Origin of the sequence: Coprococcus sp. AF51-11b1 (genome assembly GCF_027682785.1) — a bacterium.
Lineage (GTDB): Bacteria > Bacillota > Clostridia > Lachnospirales > Lachnospiraceae > Allocoprococcus > Allocoprococcus comes.
Genome location: NZ_JAQCZB010000004.1, coordinates 160,154 through 184,040, shown reverse-complemented (window position 1 = coordinate 184,040; position 23,887 = coordinate 160,154). Strand labels below are relative to the sequence as shown.

Sequence of the window (23,887 nt, the reverse complement as noted above, 5' to 3'; positions counted from 1 at the left end):
CGCTGTAAATTCAACGTTTCTCCTACTTTTTACTAATGCCGCAGACCGGAATCGAACCGGTACGGGTATCACTACCCACGGGATTTTAAGTCCCGGGCGTCTGCCAGTTCCGCCACTGCGGCATATCATTATGAAATTATAATGAAAATGGGACCAATAGGGCTCGAACCTATGACCCTCTGCTTGTAAGGCAGATGCTCTCCCAGCTGAGCTATGATCCCGAAAACTGAATAATCAGTTAAGCGACCCGAATGGGACTCGAACCCACGACCTCCGCCGTGACAGGGCGGCGCTCTAACCAACTGAGCCATCGGGCCATATGAAATTGTTAAAAAAGTGGACCTTCAGGGACTCGAACCCGGGACCGATCGGTTATGAGCCGATTGCTCTAACCAGCTGAGCTAAAGGTCCAAATTAAATACGTCCCACTAAGGACAAAAGCCGATGATCGGACTCGAACCGATAACCTGCTGATTACAAATCAGCTGCTCTGCCAATTGAGCCACATCGGCATATTGCTGTGTATATACAATTGGCTTAAACCAAGTGACTCCGACGGGAATCGAACCCGTGTTACCGCCGTGAAAGGGCGATGTCTTAACCGCTTGACCACGGAGCCAAAACTATTTTGGTGAACTGTTTTATAACAGTGACCGAAAATTATAATAGCATAACTATATGATTTTGACAAGTGTTTTTTTGAAAAAAATAAAATTTTTCGGCTAAATTTTTAGCTTAAGGAGAAAATGAGGAATATCTGTGTCGGAAAGATGAAAATTCATAAGATGAAAAAAGAGCCGATACAAAACTGTATCGGCAGAGTAGAGAGAAGATATATATAAAAGGTATAGGTCAAAGACATATGCCTGATTTTTTAGGCGGACATCCTGATAATCTTACAGAGTTTATATCATATAGGATTACCGGCGTCCCTTAACTTTATGCATTTAGTATAATGGGAAATTATGGAAAGAATGTGACGGGCAGATAAAGAAATCCTGAAATATCTTAAAAACTTCTGAAGAAGAGATAAATTTCAGCAAAACAGTTGACATATATAGATTATCGATATAATATGAAGGTACAAAGTATATAGATAATCGATATAAGGAGGGAGAAAGAAATGGCAGTTGATAAAAGTCTGATATCAGGGAGTACGACTCTTTTGATCTTAAGCCTTCTGGAAGAGAAGGATATGTATGGATATGAGATGATCGATACGTTGAAAGGAAAGTCAAACAATGTATTTGAACTAAAAGCGGGAACCTTATATCCGCTACTGCATTCTATGGAAGAAAAGGGATGGCTTACCGTATATGAGCAGGAGACCGGCGGAAAGATGAGGAAGTATTACCGGATTACCAGAGATGGGAAAAAGCAGTATCAGGCAAAAAAGAAAGAGTGGAAAGAGTATTCGGAGGCTATTTTACAGGTGATCGGAGGTGTGTGTTTTGGAACGGCGTGATTATCTGGAATTGATGACCGGTCAGATCCGCTGCAAGAAAATGTGTCCGGTTATTGCAAAGGAAGTAGAAGATCATATTGAAGATCAAAAGCAGGTTTTTATGGCAGAAGGGATGAAGGAAGAAGAAGCTGAGAAGGCAGCTGTGGAGGAGATGGGTGACCCGGTGGAAGTCGGAGTGGAGATGGATCAGATCCACAGACCGAAGATGCCATGGAAAGCAATTTTTGTAATCGCTCTGATGCAGATTTTAAGTGGAATGTTTGCAGCTTTCTTTTTGAAACAGAATGAAAGTTATGGATATATCGCAGGAATTCGGCAGATATTCCGGCTTGCGATGGCATTTTCGGTTATGATCCTGGTGTGTTATATGGATTACAGCTGGATCGGGAAGCACGCAAGGCTTTTGGCAGGCAGTTATCTGTTGTTTATGGTTCTGATGAGACATTTTTTTGCCCTTCAGATTAACGGTGCAGTAAGATGGATTGGAGTCGGCGGCTTCATTGTAAGTTTTTCGCTGATGAGCTGGCTGTTTCTTCCATTGTATGGTGCAGTGTTGTATCGGTACCGGGGAGAAGGATATGGTGCTGTTCTTAAAGCCATAGTCTGGATGCTGCTTATCGCAGGGATCCTGATCACCTGTCCGGATCTTGTGATGGCAGGGACGGTTGGACTTTCCTGTGTCTTTATGCTGATGCTGGCACTGGAAAAGGGATGGTATCAGGTTGCGGTTACAAAGGTGATGACCGGAATAGGTATCAGTGTTGTTGGAGTTCCGGTTGGCATACTGGCATATTTTTTCTTCTTTGGTGCGGAATATCAAAAAAGCCGTATCCTGGCGATGTTTGCAGTGAATAAGTCACAAATGATGGAAGGAACAACGCTTGGGGCAGTACGGGAACTGCTGTCGAAATGTATGGCAGTTGGACGCGCCACCGGAGTAGAGGACTTTTGGACTGGGGACCGTATCAGTTCCGCGGATTATATGATGCTTGGAATTGCGGGGTATTGTGGAATTCTTGTGATGGTTCTTTGTATTGCAATAATTGCCGGTTTGCTGTGCTGGTTTTTAAGAAGCGCGCTGAAGCAGAAGAACCAGCTTGGTATGATGATGGGATTTGGCTGTGTGATGGTTCTGGCAATTCAGTTTCTGTTATCACTGCTGGCGAACATTGGGGTATCCAGGTTCGGTCAGGGAGCCTGGTGTCTGTTCTTCGGATATGGGCGAAGTGGTCAGATGGTTTCAGCAGTATTGATGGGAATTTTGCTGAGTATTTACCGGCATCAGAATGTAACTCCTGAGCTTGTAGTTGAAAAAAGAGCGGTGGCGAGCTAAGATAGAAGAAAAAAGAGGAGGAACAAGATGCTGGTTTGTGATTATATTGTAGAGAGAATCGATGGAGATTATGCGATGCTGAAGCGGACCAATCTGCCAGAGGAAGAGGCAAAGATGGTAGCAAGAGCACTTCTTCCGGAAGAGATCCGGGAAGGAAGCCGCCTTCATTATGAATTACTTCAGTATACAATTGTTGAATAAAGGTATGGAAAATGTGTGTGCCCTGGGACTGGAAAGTGCCGGAGCACACTTTTTTCAAAGTGTAATTTTCTGTTTAGAAATTTTTCAGAAAATATTAAGGGAAATGGATGTGTATATTTAATAAAAAAAGAGTAAACTCTACTTCCGAGGTGAAGAATATGGATAAGATTTCGGTAGTAGTACCATGTTATAACGAAGAAGAGGCATTGCCTGTTTATTATAAAGAAATGTGCCGTGTAATGGACGAGATGAAGGATGTTGTATTTGAACTGATTTTTGTAGATGATGGTTCATCAGATGCGACGCTTGGTATCATGAAAGACCTGAATGAAAAGGATAGCAGGTGCAGATATCTTTCATTTTCCAGAAACTTTGGAAAGGAAGCTGCGATTTATGCAGGATTGAAAGCATCGGAAGGCGATTATGTTGCACTTATGGATGTAGATCTTCAGGATCCACCGACGCTATTACCTGAGATGTATGAGATCTTGCAAGAGGATGGATACGACAATGTAGCGACAAAAAGGGTCACAAGAACCGGAGAGCCACGTATCCGTTCTTTCCTGTCAGAAAGCTTTTACAAATTTGTCAATGCTATTTCAAAGACAGAGATTGTAGATGGAGCGAGAGATTACCGGCTGATGAAGCGGAAGATGGTGCAGGCAGTTCTGGAAATGAGCGAGTATAATCGTTTTTCAAAGGGAATCTTCGGCTGGGTTGGATTCCGTACAAAATGGCTGCAGTACGATAATATTGAGCGCTCTGCCGGAAAAACCAAGTGGTCCATGTGGAAGCTGTTTAAATATTCGGTGGAGGGAATTACCGGATTTTCAGTGGCACCGCTCTCACTGGCTTCGGTAGTGGGTGTACTGTTCTGCGTGCTTTCCTTTATTATGATCGCAGTGATTGTAGTAAGGACGCTGGTCTGGGGAGATCCGGTATCCGGCTGGCCGTCACTTGCCTGTATTATTTTCCTGGTCAGCGGAGTACAGCTTCTCTGTACCGGAATTGTAGGGGAGTATCTGTCAAAGACTTATCTTGAGACGAAGAAACGTCCGATTTTTATTTTAAAGGATTCCAGCGATGATAAGGAGCAGAAGCATGAAAGAACGTAGAAAAGGTCTGCTATGGGAAATGGCACTGATCCTGCTTACGGTTGCCGCCTGTCTGTACTCTACAGGTGCAGGAAATATTTTCGGGGCAAAGGTGGACTGGAGCAGTCAGCACAGTGTGTTCCCGGAATATTTCCGACAGCAGTTTTATCGTACAGGGCAGTTTTTTCCTGAGTTTGCATTAAATATTGGCGGTGGTCAGAATATTTACAATTTTTCTTATTATGGATTGTTTAGTCCGGTCGTTTTGATCGGTTATCTTCTGCCGAATGTGAAGATGTCGGATTATATGATGGTGGCAAGTATTGTCTGTCTGGCAGCAGCGGTTATAATTTTGTACCGGTGGCTGAAAAGTCGGGAATTTACAGCTGCGGTAAGCGGGATGACAGCGCTGATGTTTCTTTTCGCAGGACCTATGATCTATCAGTCGTCGCATCAGATTATGTTTGTAAATTATATGCCATTTCTTTGTCTGACATTTTGCGGAATCGACCGATATTTTGAACAGAAAAAATCCGGTCTGCTGATCGGCGGAACCTTTCTGATGATCATGACAAGCTTTTATTTCAGCATCGGTGGAATACTGGCGCTTGGTCTATATGGAATTTACCGGTATGCAAGGACAAAAGAGCGGGCAGAAGAGATGATTACGGTAAAAGGATTTCTAGGTGACGGACTGCGGTTTGCAGGAAGGATTCTGACGGCAATCATGCTTGCAGGAGTTCTTCTTGTGCCGACTGCGATGGCTCTTCTCGGGAGAAGCGGAAGCAAGGGAGAAAAAACAGATATCTGGCAGCTTCTGACACCGCAGATCAATTTGGAAAAATTTCTGTATGGGGCATATGGACCGGGACTTAGCTGTCTGATGCTGATTATTTTGCTGACCGGACTTTTTTATAAAAAGGCTTATGAGAAGATCCTGTCGCTTGGTTGTCTGGTGGTGCTGACAGTTCCGTTTTTTTCGTATCTGCTCAATGGTGCACTTTATATCAGACCGAAGTCGCTGATCCCGTTTTTGCCGCTTCTGTGCTATCTTACGGCAAAATATCTGGAGAAGCTGAAAAATCAGAAAATAGCGAGAATCTGGATGCTTCTTCCATGTCTGGCAATTATCATATATATTTATCTGAAGAAGGATGATGTGAAAAGCGAAGTCCTTTGGAAACTACTTTTGCTGGATGCGGTCATAACACTGTTGATCTGCGTGGCACAAGCGTATAGTGCATGGATTCGGAAGTATCTGACAGTAGCCGTTCTGGGACCGGTGATCCTGAGCCTTATTGTTACCGGAAGCTATTCCTGGGAAAAGAGTGGAAATCTGGAGAGCAGGAAAGCGTATGAGGAAGATACCAGCCGGTCCATCGGGAAAGCTGTGGACAAGGTAATTATATCAGATAGTGGATTCTACCGGGTCGAGCAGGTTGGAAATGAAGAGGAAAATGCGGAAAATCTGAATCGTGTGTGGAACAGTGAGCAATATATTACGTCCCTGTATTCGTCTTCCTATAATGCGGATTACCAGAATTTTCGGAAAAATGATTTTCAGGTAGAGCAGCCGTACCGAAATTTCCTGATGCAGTCGGTTTCACAGAATCCGGTATTCAGACAGCTGATGGGAGTGAAATATCTGATCTCCAGTCAGAATGTACCGGGATATGAGAAAAAGTGGATGACCGGGGGCGGGGATGTGTACTGTAATGAAAATGCAGCACCGATTGCCTATGAAACGGATCAGACGATGTCGGAAGCGGAATATGACAGACTGGATTTCCCATATAATCAGCTGGTATTTACCAGATATGCTGTGACAAAGGACGGAACTGTATCGGCAGGACAGGTGAAAGAAAAACTGGCAGAAGATATAGAGAAATGTGATTTTCGGATTCCGGAAAAGAATAACGGGATTTCACTGGTTGTCCCGACTGAAAACGGATATCAGGTGAAAATGAAAAAGCAACAGGAGTTCGAAGTGGCTGTCCCGGAACAGGAAGAGAAAGATGGAGTTCTGTTTGTACAGTTTCGAATCGAGAATAAAAAACCGAAAGAGGATATCGAAATATCCCTGGAAGGAGAGCGCAATAAACTTTCGTCAATCCAGCATGTGTATTATAACAGAAATACCGTATTTACCTATGCAGTAGGACTGGAAAAGGGGCAGAAAACGGTCCGTTTATCTCTTGGAAAAGGAGAGTATACGATTAAAGATATGAGTGCATATAACGGCGTATTAAATGAAGATACCGGCCTTTATCAGAGTGTATTCAGGGTGGATAAAGAGCAGACGAAAGGGAATCTGATCCAGGGGAGAATCAAAAGTCAGAAGGATGGAATGTTCATTACGTCCATTCCGTTTGATAAAGGGTTTGAAATGACGATAGATGGCGTAAAGGTGAAATGTGAAAAAGTGAATAAAGCGTTTCTGGGATTTCATCTGGAAGCAGGAAAACATAAAATCAGAATTTTGTATCATGCGCCTGGAGTGACAGCAGGAAAGATACTGACAGGTCTTGGCGTTCTGATTGTGATCGCAGGGGCAGTAAGAAAGAAAAAATGCGCGGAGTGAATTTTTAAGATTCTGAAATAAAAAAGGATACAGTCTTAGAGCTGCATCCTTTTTTATTTGACAGAGAATTCCGAAGAAGCTTGCTTTTGCCATCCATGTATCTGCAGGTAGTAGTTTACTCCTGACGCTTGATCTGAAAATGAACGGCATCATCAGACCAGATCTTATCGGTATATCGGATTTCGATGGTAGACCAGTTCAGTGGGACTTCCAGAGAAAGATATCCTTCCAGGGTTTCGCCGGGAGCGATCGTTCCATCGAGCTTTGGCTGGTCGCTTGTGGTTGCAAGAGCAGTAAATGCAGCTGCACTGTAGTCAAGTTTGGTATCGTCACAATAATTTTCAAAGCTTGCCATACTGCTGATGACCAGATCATCAGATGTCTGATTGACAATTGTCATATGGACAAACATAAATTCATTGCCTTCTGTCGGGACAGACCAGTCATCTCCTTCGGATTCTACGTAGCTGTCCATCGTGATCTCAATGCCATTGTATGCGGCGGTCTCATTTTGCTTATAGATCTCTTTGGTGGCATCAGCTGTCTTCTTCGGTGTTGAAGTGCCGGAAGAATTGTCAGAAGAAGTGTGCATTTTGGGAAAAAGGAATATAACCGCAATAATGATCAGGATGAGAATCAAGATGATAAACGGCAGACTTTTTTTGTGTTTCTTTTTGGGGTTTGTTAGCTGGTCTGGTGAAGTTACATCATCAGAAGATACATCGGACTTTGTGCCTGCAGTATCGTTTTTGGAAACTGGCGTTGGTTTGGCAGCAGGTTCATCTTCCTGACCGGAGCTGATAACTGGTTCTGGAACTGGAGCATGCTCCTGTACGGAGGATTCATTTCCGGAAAAGGGTTTGTCTGTAGAAACTTTTTCAGTCTCTTTTTTTTCAGTGGTTTTCTTCTGAGCTTCTGCTTCTTCTGCTTCCGGAACATTTTTACGCATGCTGCGTATGGCAGCAGCTGTGCTGTGGTAGATCTCCGGTCCGTTCAGGGGATCGTCGAAAAAAGCCTGCTGTCTGGCAGCCGGGCGCTTTTTTCTGGAAACAGATCCATGCTTATGGGCAGAAGATCTGGCATTTCGGGTATCTGTATCATCCGGAATCACAGCGGATGCCGGAAATCTTTTACGGCAGGTATCACAGAGATATTTGCCGGGATATTTTTTGCTGGGGCGGACTTTGTGACCGCATACAGGGCATTTCATTCTAAGTTAAGTCTCCTTTATGATTCAAGTGTTCTGTTTTTATTATAGGGGAAAATCCTGTCAAAAACAAGGAGGTATTCTTGTCGAACAGACAGAAAAGTGATATCATACTGACTAAGTAACGTGGCAGAAAGTCGAAGCTGTCAGATACAGGAAAACAAAAGAAAGCAGGGAATGATATGACATATCAGGAAATGATGGAAAACGCAAAATTATCTATGGGGATTTACTGCAAAGCCTGTCCGGTTTGTGATGGAAGAGCATGTAAAAACCAGATACCGGGACCGGGCGCAAAAGGTGTTGGTGATACTGCGATCAGAAATTATAAAAAGTGGCAGGAGATCCGCGTGAACATGGATACGATCTGTGATGGCGGAGAGACAGACACTTCTGTGAATTTATTTGGAAAGGAATTTAAGATGCCGTTCTTTGCAGGACCGGTTGGAGCCGTGAATCTGCACTACAGTGACAGGTATGATGATGTTTCTTATAATAATGTACTGGTATCAGCCTGTGCAGATGCCGGAATCGCCGCATTTACCGGAGATGGAGTGAATGCAAAGGTAATGGAGGCTGCAACGGAGGCAATCCGTGAAAATGATGGATGCGGGATACCTACAGTAAAGCCTTGGAATCTGGATACTGTCCGGGAGAAGATGGAACTGGTGAAGAAGTCAGGAGCATTTGCGGTAGCGATGGATATTGATGCGGCAGGACTTCCGTTTCTGAAAAATATGAATCCGCCGGCAGGAAGCAAGAATGTACAGGAGCTTTCCGAGATTGTGAAGATGGCTGGAAGACCATTTATCGTCAAAGGCGTGATGACAGCGAAAGGCGCGAGAAAAGCAAAAGAAGCAGGTGCCGATGCGATCATCGTATCTAATCACGGAGGAAGAGTGCTGGATCAGTGTCCGGCAACTGCAGAAGTGCTGGAAGAGATTGTAAAAGAAGTGAACGGTTCTATGAAGATTCTGGTTGACGGAGGGATTCGCTCCGGTACAGACATTTTCAAGGCACTTGCACTTGGTGCTGATGGTGTACTGATCTGCCGGCCGTTCGTTGTAGCGGTCTATGGCGGTGGAGAAGAAGGTGTGAAGCTTTACATTGATAAGCTGGGAGCAGAACTCAAAGATGCCATGCAGATGTGCGGTGCACATTCTGTTTCAGAAATTACAAGAGATATGGTAAGATATTATCAGGACTAGAAAAATACATGCAGGAGGATAATACAATGGGAATGAGAGTGAACGCAGAGCTGCCATTACCGGCAGACCTGAAAAACGAATATCCGTTATCGGATAAATTAAAAGCTATCAAGGCGAAGCGGGATGAGGAGATCCGTGATATTTTTACAGGGAAATCAGACAAATTCGTGGTGATCATCGGACCATGTTCGGCGGACAATGAAGATTCGGTATGTGAGTACGTGAACAGGCTTGCAAAGTTAAATGACAGAGTATCGGATAAGCTGATGATCATTCCAAGAATCTACACGAACAAGCCACGTACAACCGGAGAGGGATACAAGGGAATGCTGCATCAGCCGGATCCGGAGCAGGCACCGGATCTGCTTGCCGGAATCATTGCAATCCGTAAAATGCATATCAGAGCCATGCAGGAGACTTATCTGACAGCAGCAGATGAGATGCTTTATCCGGAGAACAGAAGTTATCTGGATGATATTCTTTCTTATGAAGCGATTGGTGCGCGTTCGGTTGAGAACCAGCAGCACCGTTTGACTGCGAGCGGAATGGATATCCCGATTGGGATGAAGAATCCGACAAGTGGAGATTTATCGGTAATGCTCAATTCTGTTGTTGCAGCACAGGGACCGCACCGCTTCATTTATCGTGGGCAAGATGTGACGACAGGTGGGAATGATCTGGCACATGTGATCCTGCGGGGCGGCGTGGATAAATATGGCACAACGATTCCAAACTACCATTATGAGGATTGCAAGAGACTTCTGGATATGTATGAGCAGAAGAATTTGAAGAATCCTGCAGCGATCATTGATGCCAATCATTCCAATTCTAACAAGCAGTACAAAGAACAGCTCAGAATCGTAAGCGAAGTGCTGCACACAAGAAATTATGATTCAAAGCTGAAAAAACTGATCAAAGGTGTAATGGTAGAAAGCTACTTGGTAGAAGGAAGACAGGATATCGGCGGAAATATGGTATACGGTAAATCGATTACGGATCCGTGTATTGGATGGGAAGATACAGTGAGACTGATTGATAAGATTGCGGAAGACTGTTAATTGTAAAAATACAGTGTATCAAGGTTGAAAAACTTTGATACACTTTTTTTTTGCAGAAATGATTACAAAATTACAGTAAGATATATTTCCAGGGCAGATAGAATGTATGTTGTAAAAACATAAATTACGGGTTAGTGAGAAAACTTCTCAAAAATTCCTATAGACAAAATCCCACTAATATAGTAGACTATAAATAGTTAGAAAAAGCTAACCAAAATAAATTTAAACAAACTCATACAAGAGGAAAACAACATGAACTGGATGCAGAAAGATGTACAGACATCTGCTCAGATGGAAATTGCATGGCAGTGTGCTCCGGTATTGACCGGTGTAAAGCCATCCAATATTCTGACCTTGAAAAATGTAAGTGAAAAGGAAGTTGCGGAAAGTCTGAAAGAGATGGGAATTTCATACAGCATGCTTTGCGACAGCGGAGTCCGAAAAGTATGGCTGATCTACAGAGAAGAAGAGATTCTTGAAATCCTTGGAAAAAAAGAATACAGCGAATTTCTTGATACACTTGGTTATCGGGGATTTGAGTTTCCACAGATGCTTCAGATCATGAATCTGAGATTTGAAGGATATCAGCATGGAAGTGCAGAATTTCCACATGAACTTGGAATTTTCCTCGGATATCCACTTGCAGATGTGAAAGGGTTTATTGAGCACAACGGAAAAGATTTCCTTTATCAGGGATACTGGAAAGTGTATGAGAACGTAGAAGAACGCAAGAAAATGTTTTCTATCTACAACGTTGTAAAAGAGGAATTTATCAGGGAAATGCAGGCAGGGAAGGATCTGTGGCATGCAGCAAGAAGCGTGAGACAGCCATTTGACATACAGCCTGCATAAAGGAATAAAACCTGGTAGATGATAGAAAGAAAAAAGAAAGGAAGAATTTAAAAATGAGTGATATTTGTGTAGCATATTGGAGCGGAACAGGAAATACAGAAGCAATGGCACAGGCAATTGGAGCAGGAATTACAGCAGCAGGGAAAAGTGCTGATGTAGTACCGATGGAAACTATTTCGCCTGCTGATTTAAAAGATCAGGCTGTCTGGGTACTTGGATGCCCTGCAATGGGAGCTGAAGAACTGGAAGACGGAACGGTAGAACCGTTTGTATCTGAACTGGAAGGATTTGCATCAGGAAAAAAGGTTGCCCTGTTTGGATCCTATGACTGGGGAGACGGCGAATGGATGCGTACATGGGCTGAAAGAATGGAACAGGCTGGCGCACAGATCGTCGGCGGAGAAGGACTTATCTGCCACGGAACACCGGGAGCAGATGCAATAGATGAGTGTGAGTCACTCGGCAGGGAGGTGGCTGGCTTATAAGAGATACGAACACCTTTTAAATAAAACAGAAAACCGAAAAAGCTAAATAATCAAATAAAATTATAATCGAATCAAAAACAAATAAAAATCAAAAATTAAAAGCTAAATAATCATCAAAAAAGAGCCGCTCCGTTTCTGCGGGGCGGCATACAAAAAAATCACAATCGTTATTAGAATGAATTAAGGAGATGGATAAGAATGAGCGTTGTAATTGTAGGAGGTCATGACAGAATGGTCTGTCAGTATAAAAAAATATGCAAACAGTTTAAATGTAAAGCTAAAGTATTTACGCATATGTCTGCCGATCTGAATAAGCAGCTTGGACAGCCTGACCTGTTTGTACTTTTTACAAATACAGTATCGCACAAGATGGTAAAAACCGCGCTTGATGAGGCAAAAAGAAGCAATGCGAAGGTGGTTCGCAGTCATACAAGCAGTGGTGCGGCTCTGACAGAAATTTTAACACAGGAAGCAGGAGCAGCAGTTTAAAGCATGAATTTATTTACCGGGATCATGATCCCTTTTATTGGAACGACGTTGGATGTGGCACTTGGATAGAATGCAGAGTGGAAAAGCGAAAAGAAATGAAATGAATGTGTCCTGGTATGAAAATTATCTGGGCACTTTTTATATGTGCCAAGCTGGGCAAATATAAAAAAGAGGTCTTTCTCACGAAAGACCTCTTACAGCGTGCGTTAGAGGATTCGAACCCCCGACCTTTTGGTCCGTAGCCAAACGCTCTATCCAGCTGAGCTAAACGCACATTTATATCGTGTGTTGAACTGTGTTGCTCAACAACAAAATCAAGTATACATCAGAAAAAACAATATGTCAAGTGTTAAAATGAAAAAAGTTCAAAAAATCTTGACCTCATTTTTGAACGGGGCGATGAAAGCCGGTTTGCTGGTTCTTATTCGAGATAAGGACAGATCTGATTCCATTTGGTAAGCAGGCGTTTCTTTGACCAGGCTGCATTTGCCGGACTTGTGGATGGCAGACAGATTGCTTTTTGCTGAGTTTGTGGAAAACAGTATTTTTTATATAAGCGGTATGCAGTGCCACCGTTGGTGAAAATTTGTCGGATGGATGCCGTCTGAAGAATCTCTGAAAGGTCATTGGGAACGACATTGTGGATACTGCTGTCACTGGAGCCTTCGATATCACAAGAGGCGATCACATCCCAGACGGCAATGTGGTGTGCAAGGAGCAGTGATTTTTTCTCTTCTATGCCGGCAGGAAGAGGTTCACCTGTAAGTGTGGCAAGAAGATCCCAGAAACGGTTTCTTGGATGCCCGTAGAAAAACTGACTTTCCCGTGATTTTACAGAAGGGAAGCTCCCAAGGATCAGAATGCGGGAGTCTGTGTTAAATACAGGATGGATTTCGTGAAGTACATGTGAAGATTGAGCCATAGGTATGCCTTCTTTCATAAATATATTCAATAAAAGGATAAGCGATACGGGAGTGAAAATCAAGTAGGAAAAAGTACAGTCCGGGTTCCTGTTCACTCCCGTGTCAATCACTACGCTGATTGGCACGGAGGATGCACGTTTTATCTTGAATGGCATCTCGCCCATCGCCAAAGGCGATTTAAAATGGCGAGATGCGTTGCTGGTCACAGGTACTGTGAACAGTAACCAGTCTGGCAGAATGCACAAGACAGGGAATCCTTGTGACTGTCAGAGGATTATAGAAAATAAAAAGATCAGTGACTGATTTTGGAACAAAAAGTTTGTGAATTATTGAAAAAAGTTCTGCTTGTAAAGTGGCAGATGTCAGTGTATAGTGAAGTCACTCTAATTCGATTCTAATTTTATTTTATAGGAAATTGCATCCGGTATAATGAAATACTCTGAAGATACGCCGGGTGACATTCTCTGCTTTGAAACAGATCACAAGAAAAGTATATGATATCAGACACATGATTCGATGTGGCATTTTCAGGACAAGTTAATATGAATGAACAGACACAGGGAGGAACAGGATGGAAGAAAGAAGAGACTATGCGGTACTCCGTTTTGTGGATCAGAATGGCTGGAGTTATATGGTAAATGACTATGCAAAAGGCTGTTCTTTGATGGAGTATATCAAACAGGGGATCCGGGTGGAAAAAGAAACAGTATTTGAATGGATCAGACAGCTTTCAAAACAGCTGGAACAGTATTATCGTTGTGGAAATGAGGATGCGGCGTATGGATATGTGAACCCATATGCAGTGATCATAACCGGAGACGGAATGCTTTGTCTTCTGGATATCAATGAACCGGAAAACGAGGAACTTTTAAAGCAGATGAAGAAGAAAAAGCTTCGTATGCTTTTTGTAAGGAAAGAAAGGGTTCTTTCGCAGAAGACAGAACGGTCGGATGATCTGTATGGTCTGGCAAAGATAATGGAATTTACAGCAGAAAAATGTCTGGATCCAAAGGCATTTACACGGAAAGAAGAGCGAGTCTGGAAAAGAATGCTTGGAAAGTGTTATAGCAGTGGGAAAAATGCCATAAAAGTATTGAAAAATATGCAAAAAGAAATTGGTTTTCTGGAAAGGGAAATGGAAAGACCGAGGGATAATGTTTCGGCAAAAAAGATTTTGCTTGCAATTCTGGCGGTTTGTATCATGAGTGCAGCAATCATCGGAGGGACAGTGAAAAAGCCGGAAACAAAAGCGATTGCAGCGGATCAGGATCAGCCAGAGGCGGGAGTTCAGGAAGGAGTAAAGGAGAAAAAGGAGACAAAAGAGGTTGTGGAACAAAATGGGGACAGTCCTTATCTGGAAATGGGACTTATTTATTATGTAGCGTGGGAAGATTATGTGAACAGCCTGGATAGTCTCGATAAGGAAATGCAGGAGACAGAGTTTTCCGATGCATATCGGGTAGTCATAGCGAGTCTGGAAGAAGGGAGTATACAGCAGGAGGATGGATTAAACGCAGAAGATGCAGTAAAAAAAATATTAGATGAATTGGAGAAACGTGCAGAAAAAATACAGATGAAAGTGTATTTGTACCAATACCCGCTATTGAAGGTAAGTGTTCTGGAAGAGAGTGAAAAATGGCACAGGCTGACAAAGAGAATTGGTGAGGAGATGATTAGAAGACAGGCGTGGTACCGGTGGGATACAAATGGAGAAAAGGAGTGTGAGGTCAGAAAATATCTTGCAGAAAGCTATTTTAAACTTGGTGAGAATTTAAAAGCAGCTGAACAATATGAACAGATCAGAAAATTAGAATCGAATGAAGAAGAATTAGAAGAGATTTATGAAAAGCTGCAGTTGATTTATGAAGAAGCGCAGGAATATGAGAAAGTGTGGGAGATCAGCAGAGAGGCGGTTGAAGTATTACCGGATTCAGAAAGGTTGTGGATGAACTATCTGGAGCGTTATTGTGAGAATCCGGAAATGGAAAGAGAATTATGTGCAGAAGCAGTAAAAAAGGCAATCCAGGCAGTTCCTGAGCTTGCAGAATCAGAAGCGTTTAAACAGCTTCAGGGAAAATATAAAATTGTGATCGATGGAGAAAATATCCGGGTTGGAGAATAAAACGCTGAAAGAAATTTTTGAAAAAGTCCCATAAAAGGGAGGATGCCGGGTGACTTAAAAGCCCCCGGCATGTATTATGAAAAAGTTATTCTATTATTAACTTCTGCACGTCTTATTAAATGATTTGTTTGAAATCTTTTATCTTTTATGTTCTTCATTTGATGATTCTAGTATATAAAACACTTGTGAAGAAAGAGTGTTTAACAAATGAAGGTTTTTTGAAAGATAAATGAACAAATTGTGAACAAGACTATTTGCGGAATGCGAAGTATGGAAGCCCATCTTTCATAGGTACTTCTACACTTCCCTGGATCAGTGGGCGGGCATAAGCGATGAATTCATCTCCGATGTCGGAACCGTCTTTTGTGATCCATTCTTCAGGAACAGCTTTTTCTTTATTACAGATTTCGTTCACGTCTGCAGTTCCGAATTCAAGGATGTATGGGTCATCACTCTTACGGATAAAATTGATCATCTTTCCTGTTTCACCATCTAAAGCGGCACTTACAGCAAAACGGCCGGAAGCAGCGGCTTCGTCCAGATCTGTGGCAGATAAACAGGAGGAAGAGCATCTCTGGCAGACATTGAGCTCCACAGAGCGTACTTTGATACCAAGTTTTTCTTTTACAAGATTTTCAAGATACTTTCCGGAGCCGGTTAGCATTTTATGACCGAAAGTATCTGTGCCGACATCACTTGCAAGCTCGCAGACAAAGGTTCCGTTACCATCGTTGATTCCTTCGGAAATGCAGACAACGAGATTAGAAGTTTTAGTAAGCTTTTCTTTTACCTTTTCGATAAATGCATCCGGGGAGAAAGCAACTTCCGGAAGATAAATAAGAACCGGATTATCGCCTTTAAATTTGCGGGCAAGAACGCTTGCGGCGGTCAGCCATCCGGCATGGCGTCCCATGATCTCGACGATGGTGACAGATGGTTTATTATCATAGACAGAGGCATCAATTGCAATTTCGCGTACTGTAGAAGCAACATATTTGGCAGCACTTCCGTAGCCCGGGGTATGATCGGTCAGAACCAGATCGTTGTCGATGGTTTTCGGAACTCCGATGATGCGGATATTACTTCCGACTGTTGCTGCGTAGCGGGATAATTTACTTACGGTATCCATAGAATCATTTCCGCCAATATAGAAGAAATAGCTGATTTCTTTTTCGGTAAATTTCTGGAAAAGTTCAGGATAAACCGGATCGGAAAGATCTTCCGGTAATTTATAACGGCAGGAACCAAGATATGAACCCGGTGTGGTGCGGATACGTTCCAGTTCACCATTTTCTTTTAAAGGTGCCATGTCTATTGTGTGATCGGCAAGAAAACCTTCGATACCGTTGACCATACCGATGACATTATCAATCTCCGGATTTGCCAGACCTTCTGAGACAACACCATAGAGACTTCCGTTGATTACAGCAGTAGGACCACCTGATTGTCCGACCAGTAAATTGTGATTCATAGTTGAAATCCTCCTCTTTATTCATAGTAATCATATAGCTTTAACTATAGCCGAAAAATGTGAAATTTACAATATCAGTTGGAAAACAAAAAAAAATAGGCTATACTAGGAACGTGAGCTTTAAATTGAGAAGGAGAATACACATGAAATATATATCGTTTGCGATTCCGTGTTATAACTCGGCAGCTTATATGGACAGGGCAGTGGAATCTATTTTAAAAGGTGGAGAAGATGTAGAGATCATCATAGTTAATGACGGATCAAAGGATGATACTTCAAAGATTGCACATGAGTATGAAGAAAAGTATCCAACGATCGTCCGTGCAGTTGATAAGGAAAATGGTGGGCACGGAGATGCGGTCAATGCAGGTCTTGACCACGCAGAGGGAAAATATTTTAAAGTTGTGGACAGTGATGACTGGGTAGATGAAGAAGCACTGTACAAGATTCTGGATGTTCTGAAAAAGTTTGAAGAGGAAGAAAAGCAGGTGGATATGCTGCTTGCCAATTATGTATACGAAAAAGAAGGAATGGAGCACAAGAAAGTGATTGAGTACAAGAATGTGCTTCCACAGGAAGAGATTTTTGGCTGGAATGATGTGAAACATTTTCATCTGGGACAGTATATTCTGATGCATTCTGTTATTTACCGGACAGATTTCCTGAAATTATGTCAGCTCAAACTGCCGAAGCATACGTTCTATGTGGACAATATTTATGTTTACTATCCACTTCCGCATGTGCGTAAGATGTATTACATGGATGTGGATTTTTATCGTTATTACATTGGAAGAGAAGATCAGTCTGTCAATGAAAAGGTGATGATCAGTCGTGTGGATCAGCAGATCTTTGTCACAAAGAGCATGATTGATATGTATGATATGCGCAAGATTTCTAATAAAAAACTGCGGACCTATATGACTAATTATCTTGCAATTATGATGACGGTGTCTTCGATTCTTCTGATTCGTTCCAAAAATGCAGAGAATCTGGAAAAGAAACGGGAGCTGTGGCAGTATCTGAAGAAGAATCACTACGGAACTTATTGGAAGATCCGATACGGAATCCTTGGACAGACCATGAATCTTCCGGGCAGATCAGGAAGAAAGATTTCGTCTCTGGCGTACATTGTGGCGAGAAGAATTGTCGGATTTAATTAAAATTCGTTCTTGACATTTCCGAAGAGAAGACTATAATAACTGTTAAAGTAAATATGGTTCACCAAAATTCGTTGATGAGAACAAAGTCGTATCCGCCATTATTTTCAGAGAGCCTGTGGATGGTGTGAACAGGTAATAACCGGATAAGGATATCCTCTCTAAGAAGCGGGTCCAAAGCAGAAAAAGTATCTGCAAGTAGACTTTGCCGGGATCCACCGTTATATGGATAGCATATGTTGGTATGTGAAGTGCCGCAGATTATTATCTGTGGAATTAGGGTGGTAACGCGGATTTTATTCGTCCCTTTTCAGATTGATTCTGGAAAGGGACTTTTTTCATAGGAAATTCCGAAGGAACTTCCTATGAAAAAATAGGCACATTCCTTTTTGTTGCTGTGTATACAAAAAAATCCTGTGAATTTTGTTATCGGAAGATTAGAAGAACAGTTTTGCGTGGACGAAAAGAAAAAGGAGGAAACTGTAATGAAAGCATTACAAAAAGCAAGCAAATTTTTATCAGACTATACATCATTGGTGGTAATCGCTATTGCAGTAGTCACATTCTTTGTACCGGCAATGATGGGATGGGTAAATAACCCATTGTTCGTTGATCCGGTATCCAACAAGTTCACTTGTCAGTCGATCATCATCGGAATCATCATGTTCAGCATGGGACTGACACTGACAACCGAAGATTTTAAGATTCTGGCACAGAGACCTTTTGATATCTGTATCGGCGCAATCGCGCAGTATCTGATCATGCCATTTCTTGCATTTGCACTGACGAAAGTACTTCAGCTTCCGGATGGAATTGCACTTGGTCTGATCCTTGTAGGCTGTTGTCCGGGTGGTGTATCCTCCAATATCATGTCTTATCTGTGTGGCGGAGATGTGGCATTTTCCGTAGGAATGACTACGGTATCCACAATCATTTCACCGGTTATGACACCGCTTATGGTTTCACTTCTTGCAAGCGGAACGCATATTACGATCAAAGGACTTCCGATGTTTGTATCTATTGTTGAGACCGTTATTGTTCCGGTAGCTTTTGGATTTTTACTGAATTATCTGTTTGGAAAGAAAAAAACATTTACAGAGCTTCAGAAAGTGATGCCTGGAGTTGCAGTACTTGGACTTGCATGTGTAGTTGGCGGAGTGGTTTCTTCGCAGGGAGACAAATTCTTTGAATCAGGAGTTGTAATTTTTGTGGCAGTATTTCTTCATAATGGACTTGGATATCTGCTGGGATACGGCGCAGGAAGACTGACTGGTATGAATACTGCAAAGAAGAGAACAATCTCCATCGAAGTTGGAATGCAGAACGCCGGACTTGCTACCAACCTTGCAACCACAACGGCACAGTTTGCGGTTGCACCGGAATCCGCAATTATCTGTGCTGTATCCTGTACATGGCATTCTATTTCAGGAACACTTCTCGCAGGATTATTTGCAGCATATGATAAGAGAAAAGCAGAAAAGCCTGCAAATAAAAAGCAGGCTGCAGAAAATGTAGCATAAAATACAGAAATAATTTCGGAATGGTCGTCATAAAATATCAGGAATAACTTACAGGGCGTAAGAAGATATGGAAGATCAGAAACTGGAAAATCTTTTAAATCTGGCACTTGGAGCGACAGAACAAGAAAGAGAAAAATCATTGAACCTGGATGTCGGGTATCATCCGATTGACAGGGAATGGGAATTGATTATTAAATATTCGGGCAATCTGGATCAGGTAAGAGCCTTGGCAATCCAGGTGGTTGAACTTCAGAATGAGTACGCGATCATTCGGATCAGCCAGTCCAGGATTGATTTACTTTCAGATATTCCTGAGGTAGAATATATAGAGAAACCGAAACGTTTATTTTTTCAAATAGCAAATGGGAAGCGGGTATCCTGTATCAATGAGGTGCAGGATACCCGCTTTCTTGATATGCGTGGACAGGGTGTACTTGTGGCGATAATTGATTCGGGGATTGATTATGCGAATGAAGATTTTCGGAATGCAGATGGAACGACGAGAATACGGGTGATGTGGGATCAGTCATTAAGACCGAATGCGGATGAAGAGAAGAATCCACCAAAAGGTTATTGGATGGGAGTGGAATTTACCGAGGAGCAGATTAACAGGGCACTTGAGGCTGACTCGTCAGAGGAAAGGAGAAGAATGGTACCAAGTCAGGATATATCCGGTCATGGGACTGCAGTTGCAGGGATTGCTGCCGGAAATGGGCGAGGAAGCGGAAATCTGTATGCCGGTGTGGCACCGGAGAGTGAGCTGATTGTGGTAAAAATGGGATCGCCTATGCCAGACGGATTTCCACGGACGACAGAACTGATGCAGGCGATGGATTATGTGGTGAGGAAAGCACTGGAATTTCGGATGCCGGTGGCGATCAATCTAAGTTTTGGAAATACATATGGTTCTCATGACGGCAGGAGTCTGGTAGAACGGTATATTGATGATCTGTCGAATTTCTGGAAGAGTGTGATCTGTGTAGGGACCGGAAATGAAGCAGCAAGTGCCGGGCATACTTCTGGAGTGCTGCAGAAAAGAAAAGAAGAAAGAATACAGCTCGCAGTACAGGCAGATGAACCAACATTGAATATTCAGATCTGGAAAGCGTATACGGACGAAGTGGAAATTTCATTTGTATCTCCTGCGGGGACGCGGATCGGTCCAATACAATCTGTTCTCGGTTCGCAGAGATTCCGGATCGGGGAAACGGAGATTTTATTATATTATGGAAAACCGAGCCCGTATAATGTCGCGCAGGAGATTTATATTGATATGATTCCGGTGACAGATTATATTACGTCGGGAGTCTGGCAGATCATTTTGAATCCGACAAGGGTTGTGGAAGGGCAGTATGATCTGTGGTTGCCAAGTGAGAATGTATTGAACCGGGGGACAGGATTTTTGTATCCGGATGAAGAAGTGACCTTAACGATTCCTTCGACTGCAGATAAAGTGATATCGGTGGGGGCGTATGATGCGCTTACTTTTTCCTATGCATCTTTTTCAGGAAGAGGATATACCTGGCAGGATGAAAGGACGAAACCGGATCTTGTGGCACCGGGAGTGAACGTAAGGACGACAGCAGTTGGCGGAGGGGTGAAAGTGGTGAGTGGAACTTCTTTCGCAACGCCGTTTGTGACAGGAGCATCGGCACTTTTGATGGAATGGGGGATCGTAAGAGGAAATGATCCGTTTTTGTATGGGGAGAAAGTGAAGGCGTATCTCCGGCGCGGGGCGAGAGAGTTGCCGGGATTTGGAAAGTATCCGAACCGTGAGGTGGGATATGGACGACTCTGTTTGGAGAGAAGCCTGCCAGATTAAAATGTTATATTTATAATAACACCTCGAAAAACAATCTGAAAACATATCTTTATTCAGTTGTTAACCTTAAATTTGTTCAGTCAATAGGTAAAAAAGAAAAATTATGCAACATGCACAACTCAAAACTGTATATGCACAAAAATAGGGCGATTTGTAAAAAATGCTTTACGCTGATAGAGTGATAGAGTATAGTGAGTTTAAACAAATTAATATTTTGAAGAAAGAAGGCAAAATGGATGGTCAGTTAAAAGTAGCAGCTGTTCAAGTTACAGTCGAACAAAATAATATTAAGAAAAATATGGAAAACGTTGAGAAAATGGCAATGAGTCAACAAAATCGATGGAGTTGACCAGAGATTCGAAAAAACCAAAAATAAATTAACAAGTAAGGAGACAATGTATGTCAGAACAGGAAAAGAACATTGAACAAGGTGTTCACAAGCGCCGCACAAGGTACAAGGGAAAATATCCACGAAAATTTGAAGAAAAATACAAAGAATTACAGCCGGAGAAATATCAGGACATGATTGCACATGTCATTCAGAAAGGAAATACACCTGCCGGAATGCACATTTCGATCATGGTGCAGGAAATTCTTGACTTCTTGAAGATCCAGCCGGGAGAGGTGGGATTTGATGCAACGCTTGGCTATGGCGGACATACAAAAGCAATGCTGAAATGTCTGGAAGGAAAGGGGCACATTTACGCGACAGATGTAGATCCGGAAGAATCTGCAAAGACAAAAAAACGTCTGGAAGAACAGGGATTTGGGGAGGATATTTTAACAATCCGTCTTCAGAACTTTTGTACTATCGATGAGATTGCAAAAGAAGTTGGGGGATTTGATTTTATTTTGGCTGATCTGGGTGTGTCTTCCATGCAGATTGACAACCCGAAGAGAGGATTTTCTTTCAAAGTGGACGGACCTCTGGATCTGCGACTGAATCAGGAAAAAGGGATCAGTGCAGCCGAGAGACTGGATACAATTTCAAGAGAAGAACTTGCCGGGATGTTATATGAAAATTCGGATGAGCCGTATTGTGAAGAACTGGCAAAGGCAATCACCGAAGAAATCCGGAAAGGACACCGGATTGATACTACGACAAAGCTACGTCAGGTGATCGAACAGACCTTGTCTTTCCTTCCGGAAAATAAGGAGAAAAAAGATATCATCAGGAAGACCTGTCAGCGGACTTTCCAGGCACTTCGAATTGACGTGAATCATGAATTTGAAGTACTCTATGAATTTATGGAAAAACTGCCGGGCGCTTTGAAACCGGGGGGAAGAGTAGCGATCCTGACGTTCCATTCAGGAGAAGACAAACTGGTGAAGAAAGCTTTAAAAGCAGGATATCGCGAGGGAGTTTATTCCGAATATGCCAAAGATGTAGTCCGACCTTCGGCAGAAGAGTGTGCACAGAATGGGCGTGCAAGATCTACGAAGATGCGCTGGGCTGTGAAGGCGGAGTAAAAGTAAGTGTAGGCTGATTAGAATATTGACAAAACAAAAATCAAGGATCATAATGCGGTGCAGGAAGAAAAGTTTTTGAATGTGTTAAAATCCAGAATGGTAGATGGGATCATTTATGTCAGTTCGGATTATGCGACCAGTAACAAGCTACTTGCAGATTTATCAATCCCAGTTGTATTTATTGACCGTAAGATTGAAAAGAGTGGTAATATGGGAAGTGTGCAGATTGATAATTATCAGGCTATGAAGGAAGTCGCTGAGTATATCAGTAAAAAAGGATGCAATGGATCGGATTGAAAATATTCTTGGATTTAAGAGATTTGAGCGTCACGTTGGATAAAAAAAGAAGAGTAGAAAGATGCTGCAAAGTTATCAAAACAGATAACAGAGCGGCATCTTTTGTTATTTGAAAAATGATTAAAATATATAACAGAAAATTATAAGCCGATTTGTACTTTAGTCTACAAATTCAGATGCCGGCGTGATATACTGTATGGAAAAGTTATGAAATATCTGGTATCAAAACGGAAGCAAGGAGGAAAGAAAAAGTATGAACAATTTTTTGCCACAGAAGAGGGGAATGCAGGTTGCCTGGATCATAGTGGGCTGTCTGATCTACGCAGTTGGTCTGAATGTATTTATTATCCCTATGAATTTATACAGCGGGGGAGCAGTTGGTCTTGCACAGCTGTTAAGTTATGGAGCAGGACAGATCGGGATTAAGGAAATTGCAGGTCTGAACCTGTATGGTATCATTTATTTACTGCTCAACATTCCGATTTTATTTATTGCATGGTTTAAAATCGGAAAGACATTTTTTATAAATACAATCCTTGGAACGGTAGGAATCAGTTTATTTACTTCAATCGTACCAACTCCGGCAACAGCAGTGATTGCTGATCCGGTTATTGGAATCATCATCGGTGGTGTTGTAACCGGAGCCGGAATTGGAATCATGCTAACGGCAAAAGGAAGCGGTGGTGGAATAGAGGTTATCGGTATCTGGATGGCGAAAAAATATGCGGGAATGTCCGTTGGAAAACTGGGAACCATCTTCAATCTGATACTGTATGCCATTTATCTTTTAGTTTTTGATATCTCAACGGTGATTTATTCGGTTGTCTACCTGTTCTTCTACACGGTAACTCTGGACAGGATGCATTTTCAGAACATCAATGTGAGAATGCTGATTTTCACGAAGAAGAAGGGAATCGCAGAGGCAATCATGAAAGAAACCGGACGTGGTGTTACGCAGTGGAATGGTGAAGGTGCATTTACGAGTGAAGACAATTATGTTCTGGTGACGATCGTGAATAAATTTGAAGTAGAAGATATCCTGAACATGGTGTATTTACTGGATCCGGAAGCATTTACTACGGTAGATGAAGGGGTTAAGGTGTACGGGAACTTCCAGAAGAGAGTTTAGGAG

At 42.4% G+C, this 23,887-nt stretch carries 22 protein-coding genes, 7 tRNA genes and 1 other annotated feature; of the genes, 19 read left to right on the top strand and 10 right to left on the bottom strand.

Features of this window, described 5'->3' with window-relative positions; translation table 11 throughout:
- Positions 1-36 precede the first annotated feature (36 nt).
- The 6 genes from PGY05_RS06305 to PGY05_RS06280 form a co-directional block, all read right to left on the bottom strand.
- Positions 37-122 (bottom strand) — tRNA-Leu (locus PGY05_RS06305).
- 26 nt (positions 123-148) lie between these two features.
- Positions 149-221 (bottom strand) — tRNA-Val (locus PGY05_RS06300).
- A 22-nt stretch (positions 222-243) separates the two neighbouring features.
- A tRNA-Asp gene (locus tag PGY05_RS06295) sits at positions 244-317 on the bottom strand.
- Positions 318-337: 20 nt separating this feature from the next.
- A tRNA-Ile gene (locus tag PGY05_RS06290) sits at positions 338-411 on the bottom strand.
- Between the two features lie 28 nt (positions 412-439).
- Positions 440-512: transfer RNA gene (locus PGY05_RS06285), tRNA-Thr, on the bottom strand.
- A gap of 35 nt (positions 513-547) precedes the next feature.
- Positions 548-619 (bottom strand) — tRNA-Glu (locus PGY05_RS06280).
- Between the two features lie 504 nt (positions 620-1,123).
- Between PGY05_RS06280 and PGY05_RS06275 the strand changes: the two genes are divergently transcribed.
- The 5 genes from PGY05_RS06275 (at position 1,124) to PGY05_RS06255 (ending at position 6,674) form a co-directional block, all read left to right on the top strand.
- Entirely contained in the window at positions 1,124-1,465 is a 342-nt protein-coding gene (locus PGY05_RS06275; RefSeq protein WP_055156014.1) for a PadR family transcriptional regulator, read from the top strand.
- Complete coding sequence (locus PGY05_RS06270) at positions 1,452-2,798, top strand: FtsW/RodA/SpoVE family cell cycle protein (protein WP_270475530.1); 1,347 nt, start codon at positions 1,452-1,454, stop codon at positions 2,796-2,798. The genes PGY05_RS06275 and PGY05_RS06270 overlap by 14 nt, the downstream gene beginning before the upstream one ends.
- Positions 2,799-2,825: 27 nt before the next feature.
- The gene (locus PGY05_RS06265) at positions 2,826-2,999 is read left to right on the top strand and encodes a hypothetical protein (protein ID WP_055247602.1); all 174 of its coding nucleotides are present in this window, start codon (positions 2,826-2,828) and stop codon (positions 2,997-2,999) included.
- 158 nt (positions 3,000-3,157) lie between these two features.
- Positions 3,158-4,114 (top strand): glycosyltransferase family 2 protein, encoded by a 957-nt coding sequence (locus tag PGY05_RS06260; protein ID WP_055156017.1) that lies wholly within the window; start codon positions 3,158-3,160, stop codon positions 4,112-4,114.
- A complete protein-coding gene (locus PGY05_RS06255; protein WP_270475529.1) occupies positions 4,101-6,674 on the top strand; it encodes a YfhO family protein in 2,574 nt (857 codons plus the stop codon). Before PGY05_RS06260 ends, PGY05_RS06255 begins: the two co-directional genes overlap by 14 nt.
- Before the next feature lie 115 nt (positions 6,675-6,789).
- Here the strand turns inward: PGY05_RS06255 and PGY05_RS06250 are convergent, their stop codons facing one another.
- Positions 6,790-7,884, bottom strand: coding sequence for a DUF4352 domain-containing protein (locus PGY05_RS06250; RefSeq protein ID WP_270475528.1), 1,095 nt, complete (start codon positions 7,882-7,884; stop codon positions 6,790-6,792).
- 179 nt (positions 7,885-8,063) lie between these two features.
- On the opposite strand from PGY05_RS06250, the gene PGY05_RS06245 reads away from it, so the two are divergent.
- From PGY05_RS06245 to PGY05_RS06225, 5 genes are all read left to right on the top strand, one after another.
- Positions 8,064-9,089, top strand: coding sequence for an alpha-hydroxy-acid oxidizing protein (locus PGY05_RS06245; RefSeq protein ID WP_270475527.1), 1,026 nt, complete (start codon positions 8,064-8,066; stop codon positions 9,087-9,089).
- Between the two features lie 26 nt (positions 9,090-9,115).
- The gene (locus PGY05_RS06240) at positions 9,116-10,147 is read left to right on the top strand and encodes a 3-deoxy-7-phosphoheptulonate synthase (RefSeq protein WP_055156021.1); all 1,032 of its coding nucleotides are present in this window, start codon (positions 9,116-9,118) and stop codon (positions 10,145-10,147) included.
- A gap of 252 nt (positions 10,148-10,399) precedes the next feature.
- Positions 10,400-10,999 carry a DUF3793 family protein gene (locus PGY05_RS06235; RefSeq protein WP_055247610.1) on the top strand — a complete coding sequence of 200 codons (600 nt, stop codon included), beginning with the start codon at positions 10,400-10,402 and terminating at the stop codon, positions 10,997-10,999.
- 53 nt (positions 11,000-11,052) lie between these two features.
- A complete protein-coding gene (locus PGY05_RS06230; RefSeq protein WP_008369820.1) occupies positions 11,053-11,484 on the top strand; it encodes a flavodoxin in 432 nt (143 codons plus the stop codon).
- Between the two features lie 198 nt (positions 11,485-11,682).
- Positions 11,683-11,973: a DUF2325 domain-containing protein gene (locus tag PGY05_RS06225; protein WP_008369822.1), complete on the top strand. Its 291-nt coding sequence runs from the start codon at positions 11,683-11,685 to the stop codon at positions 11,971-11,973.
- Positions 11,974-12,173: 200 nt separating this feature from the next.
- Here PGY05_RS06225 and PGY05_RS06220 read toward each other — a convergent pair.
- Positions 12,174-12,247: transfer RNA gene (locus PGY05_RS06220), tRNA-Arg, on the bottom strand.
- A gap of 147 nt (positions 12,248-12,394) precedes the next feature.
- Entirely contained in the window at positions 12,395-12,895 is a 501-nt protein-coding gene (locus PGY05_RS06215) for a DNA-deoxyinosine glycosylase (RefSeq protein ID WP_008369823.1), read from the bottom strand.
- Positions 12,896-12,995: 100 nt separating this feature from the next.
- On the opposite strand from PGY05_RS06215, the gene PGY05_RS06210 reads away from it, so the two are divergent.
- Both PGY05_RS06210 and PGY05_RS06205 read left to right on the top strand, forming a co-directional pair.
- Positions 12,996-13,199 (top strand): hypothetical protein, encoded by a 204-nt coding sequence (locus PGY05_RS06210; RefSeq protein ID WP_270475526.1) that lies wholly within the window; start codon positions 12,996-12,998, stop codon positions 13,197-13,199.
- 268 nt (positions 13,200-13,467) lie between these two features.
- Entirely contained in the window at positions 13,468-15,018 is a 1,551-nt protein-coding gene (locus PGY05_RS06205; RefSeq protein ID WP_117834694.1) for a hypothetical protein, read from the top strand.
- Between the two features lie 250 nt (positions 15,019-15,268).
- Here PGY05_RS06205 and PGY05_RS06200 read toward each other — a convergent pair whose 3' ends face one another.
- A complete protein-coding gene (locus PGY05_RS06200) occupies positions 15,269-16,489 on the bottom strand; it encodes a 6-phosphofructokinase (protein ID WP_117557208.1) in 1,221 nt (406 codons plus the stop codon).
- Positions 16,490-16,632: 143 nt separating this feature from the next.
- Between PGY05_RS06200 and PGY05_RS06195 the strand changes: the two genes are divergently transcribed.
- From PGY05_RS06195 to PGY05_RS06165, 7 genes are all read left to right on the top strand, one after another.
- Positions 16,633-17,649, top strand: coding sequence for a glycosyltransferase family 2 protein (locus PGY05_RS06195; RefSeq protein ID WP_270247565.1), 1,017 nt, complete (start codon positions 16,633-16,635; stop codon positions 17,647-17,649).
- 62 nt (positions 17,650-17,711) lie between these two features.
- Positions 17,712-17,957: a binding site (T-box leader), on the top strand.
- Between the two features lie 174 nt (positions 17,958-18,131).
- Positions 18,132-19,166 (top strand): bile acid:sodium symporter family protein, encoded by a 1,035-nt coding sequence (locus PGY05_RS06190; protein ID WP_270475525.1) that lies wholly within the window; start codon positions 18,132-18,134, stop codon positions 19,164-19,166.
- Between the two features lie 67 nt (positions 19,167-19,233).
- The gene (locus tag PGY05_RS06185) at positions 19,234-20,988 is read left to right on the top strand and encodes a S8 family peptidase (RefSeq protein ID WP_270475524.1); all 1,755 of its coding nucleotides are present in this window, start codon (positions 19,234-19,236) and stop codon (positions 20,986-20,988) included.
- Positions 20,989-21,166: 178 nt separating this feature from the next.
- Positions 21,167-21,337 carry a hypothetical protein gene (locus tag PGY05_RS06180; protein ID WP_175305945.1) on the top strand — a complete coding sequence of 57 codons (171 nt, stop codon included), beginning with the start codon at positions 21,167-21,169 and terminating at the stop codon, positions 21,335-21,337.
- A 50-nt stretch (positions 21,338-21,387) separates the two neighbouring features.
- Positions 21,388-22,458, top strand: a complete 1,071-nt coding sequence (rsmH, locus tag PGY05_RS06175) for a 16S rRNA (cytosine(1402)-N(4))-methyltransferase RsmH (RefSeq protein WP_117824261.1) — start codon at positions 21,388-21,390, stop codon at positions 22,456-22,458.
- A 24-nt stretch (positions 22,459-22,482) separates the two neighbouring features.
- Positions 22,483-22,755 (top strand): LacI family transcriptional regulator, encoded by a 273-nt coding sequence (locus PGY05_RS06170; protein ID WP_117557156.1) that lies wholly within the window; start codon positions 22,483-22,485, stop codon positions 22,753-22,755.
- Between the two features lie 253 nt (positions 22,756-23,008).
- A complete protein-coding gene (locus PGY05_RS06165) occupies positions 23,009-23,884 on the top strand; it encodes a YitT family protein (RefSeq protein WP_117557155.1) in 876 nt (291 codons plus the stop codon).
- Positions 23,885-23,887 lie beyond the last annotated feature (3 nt).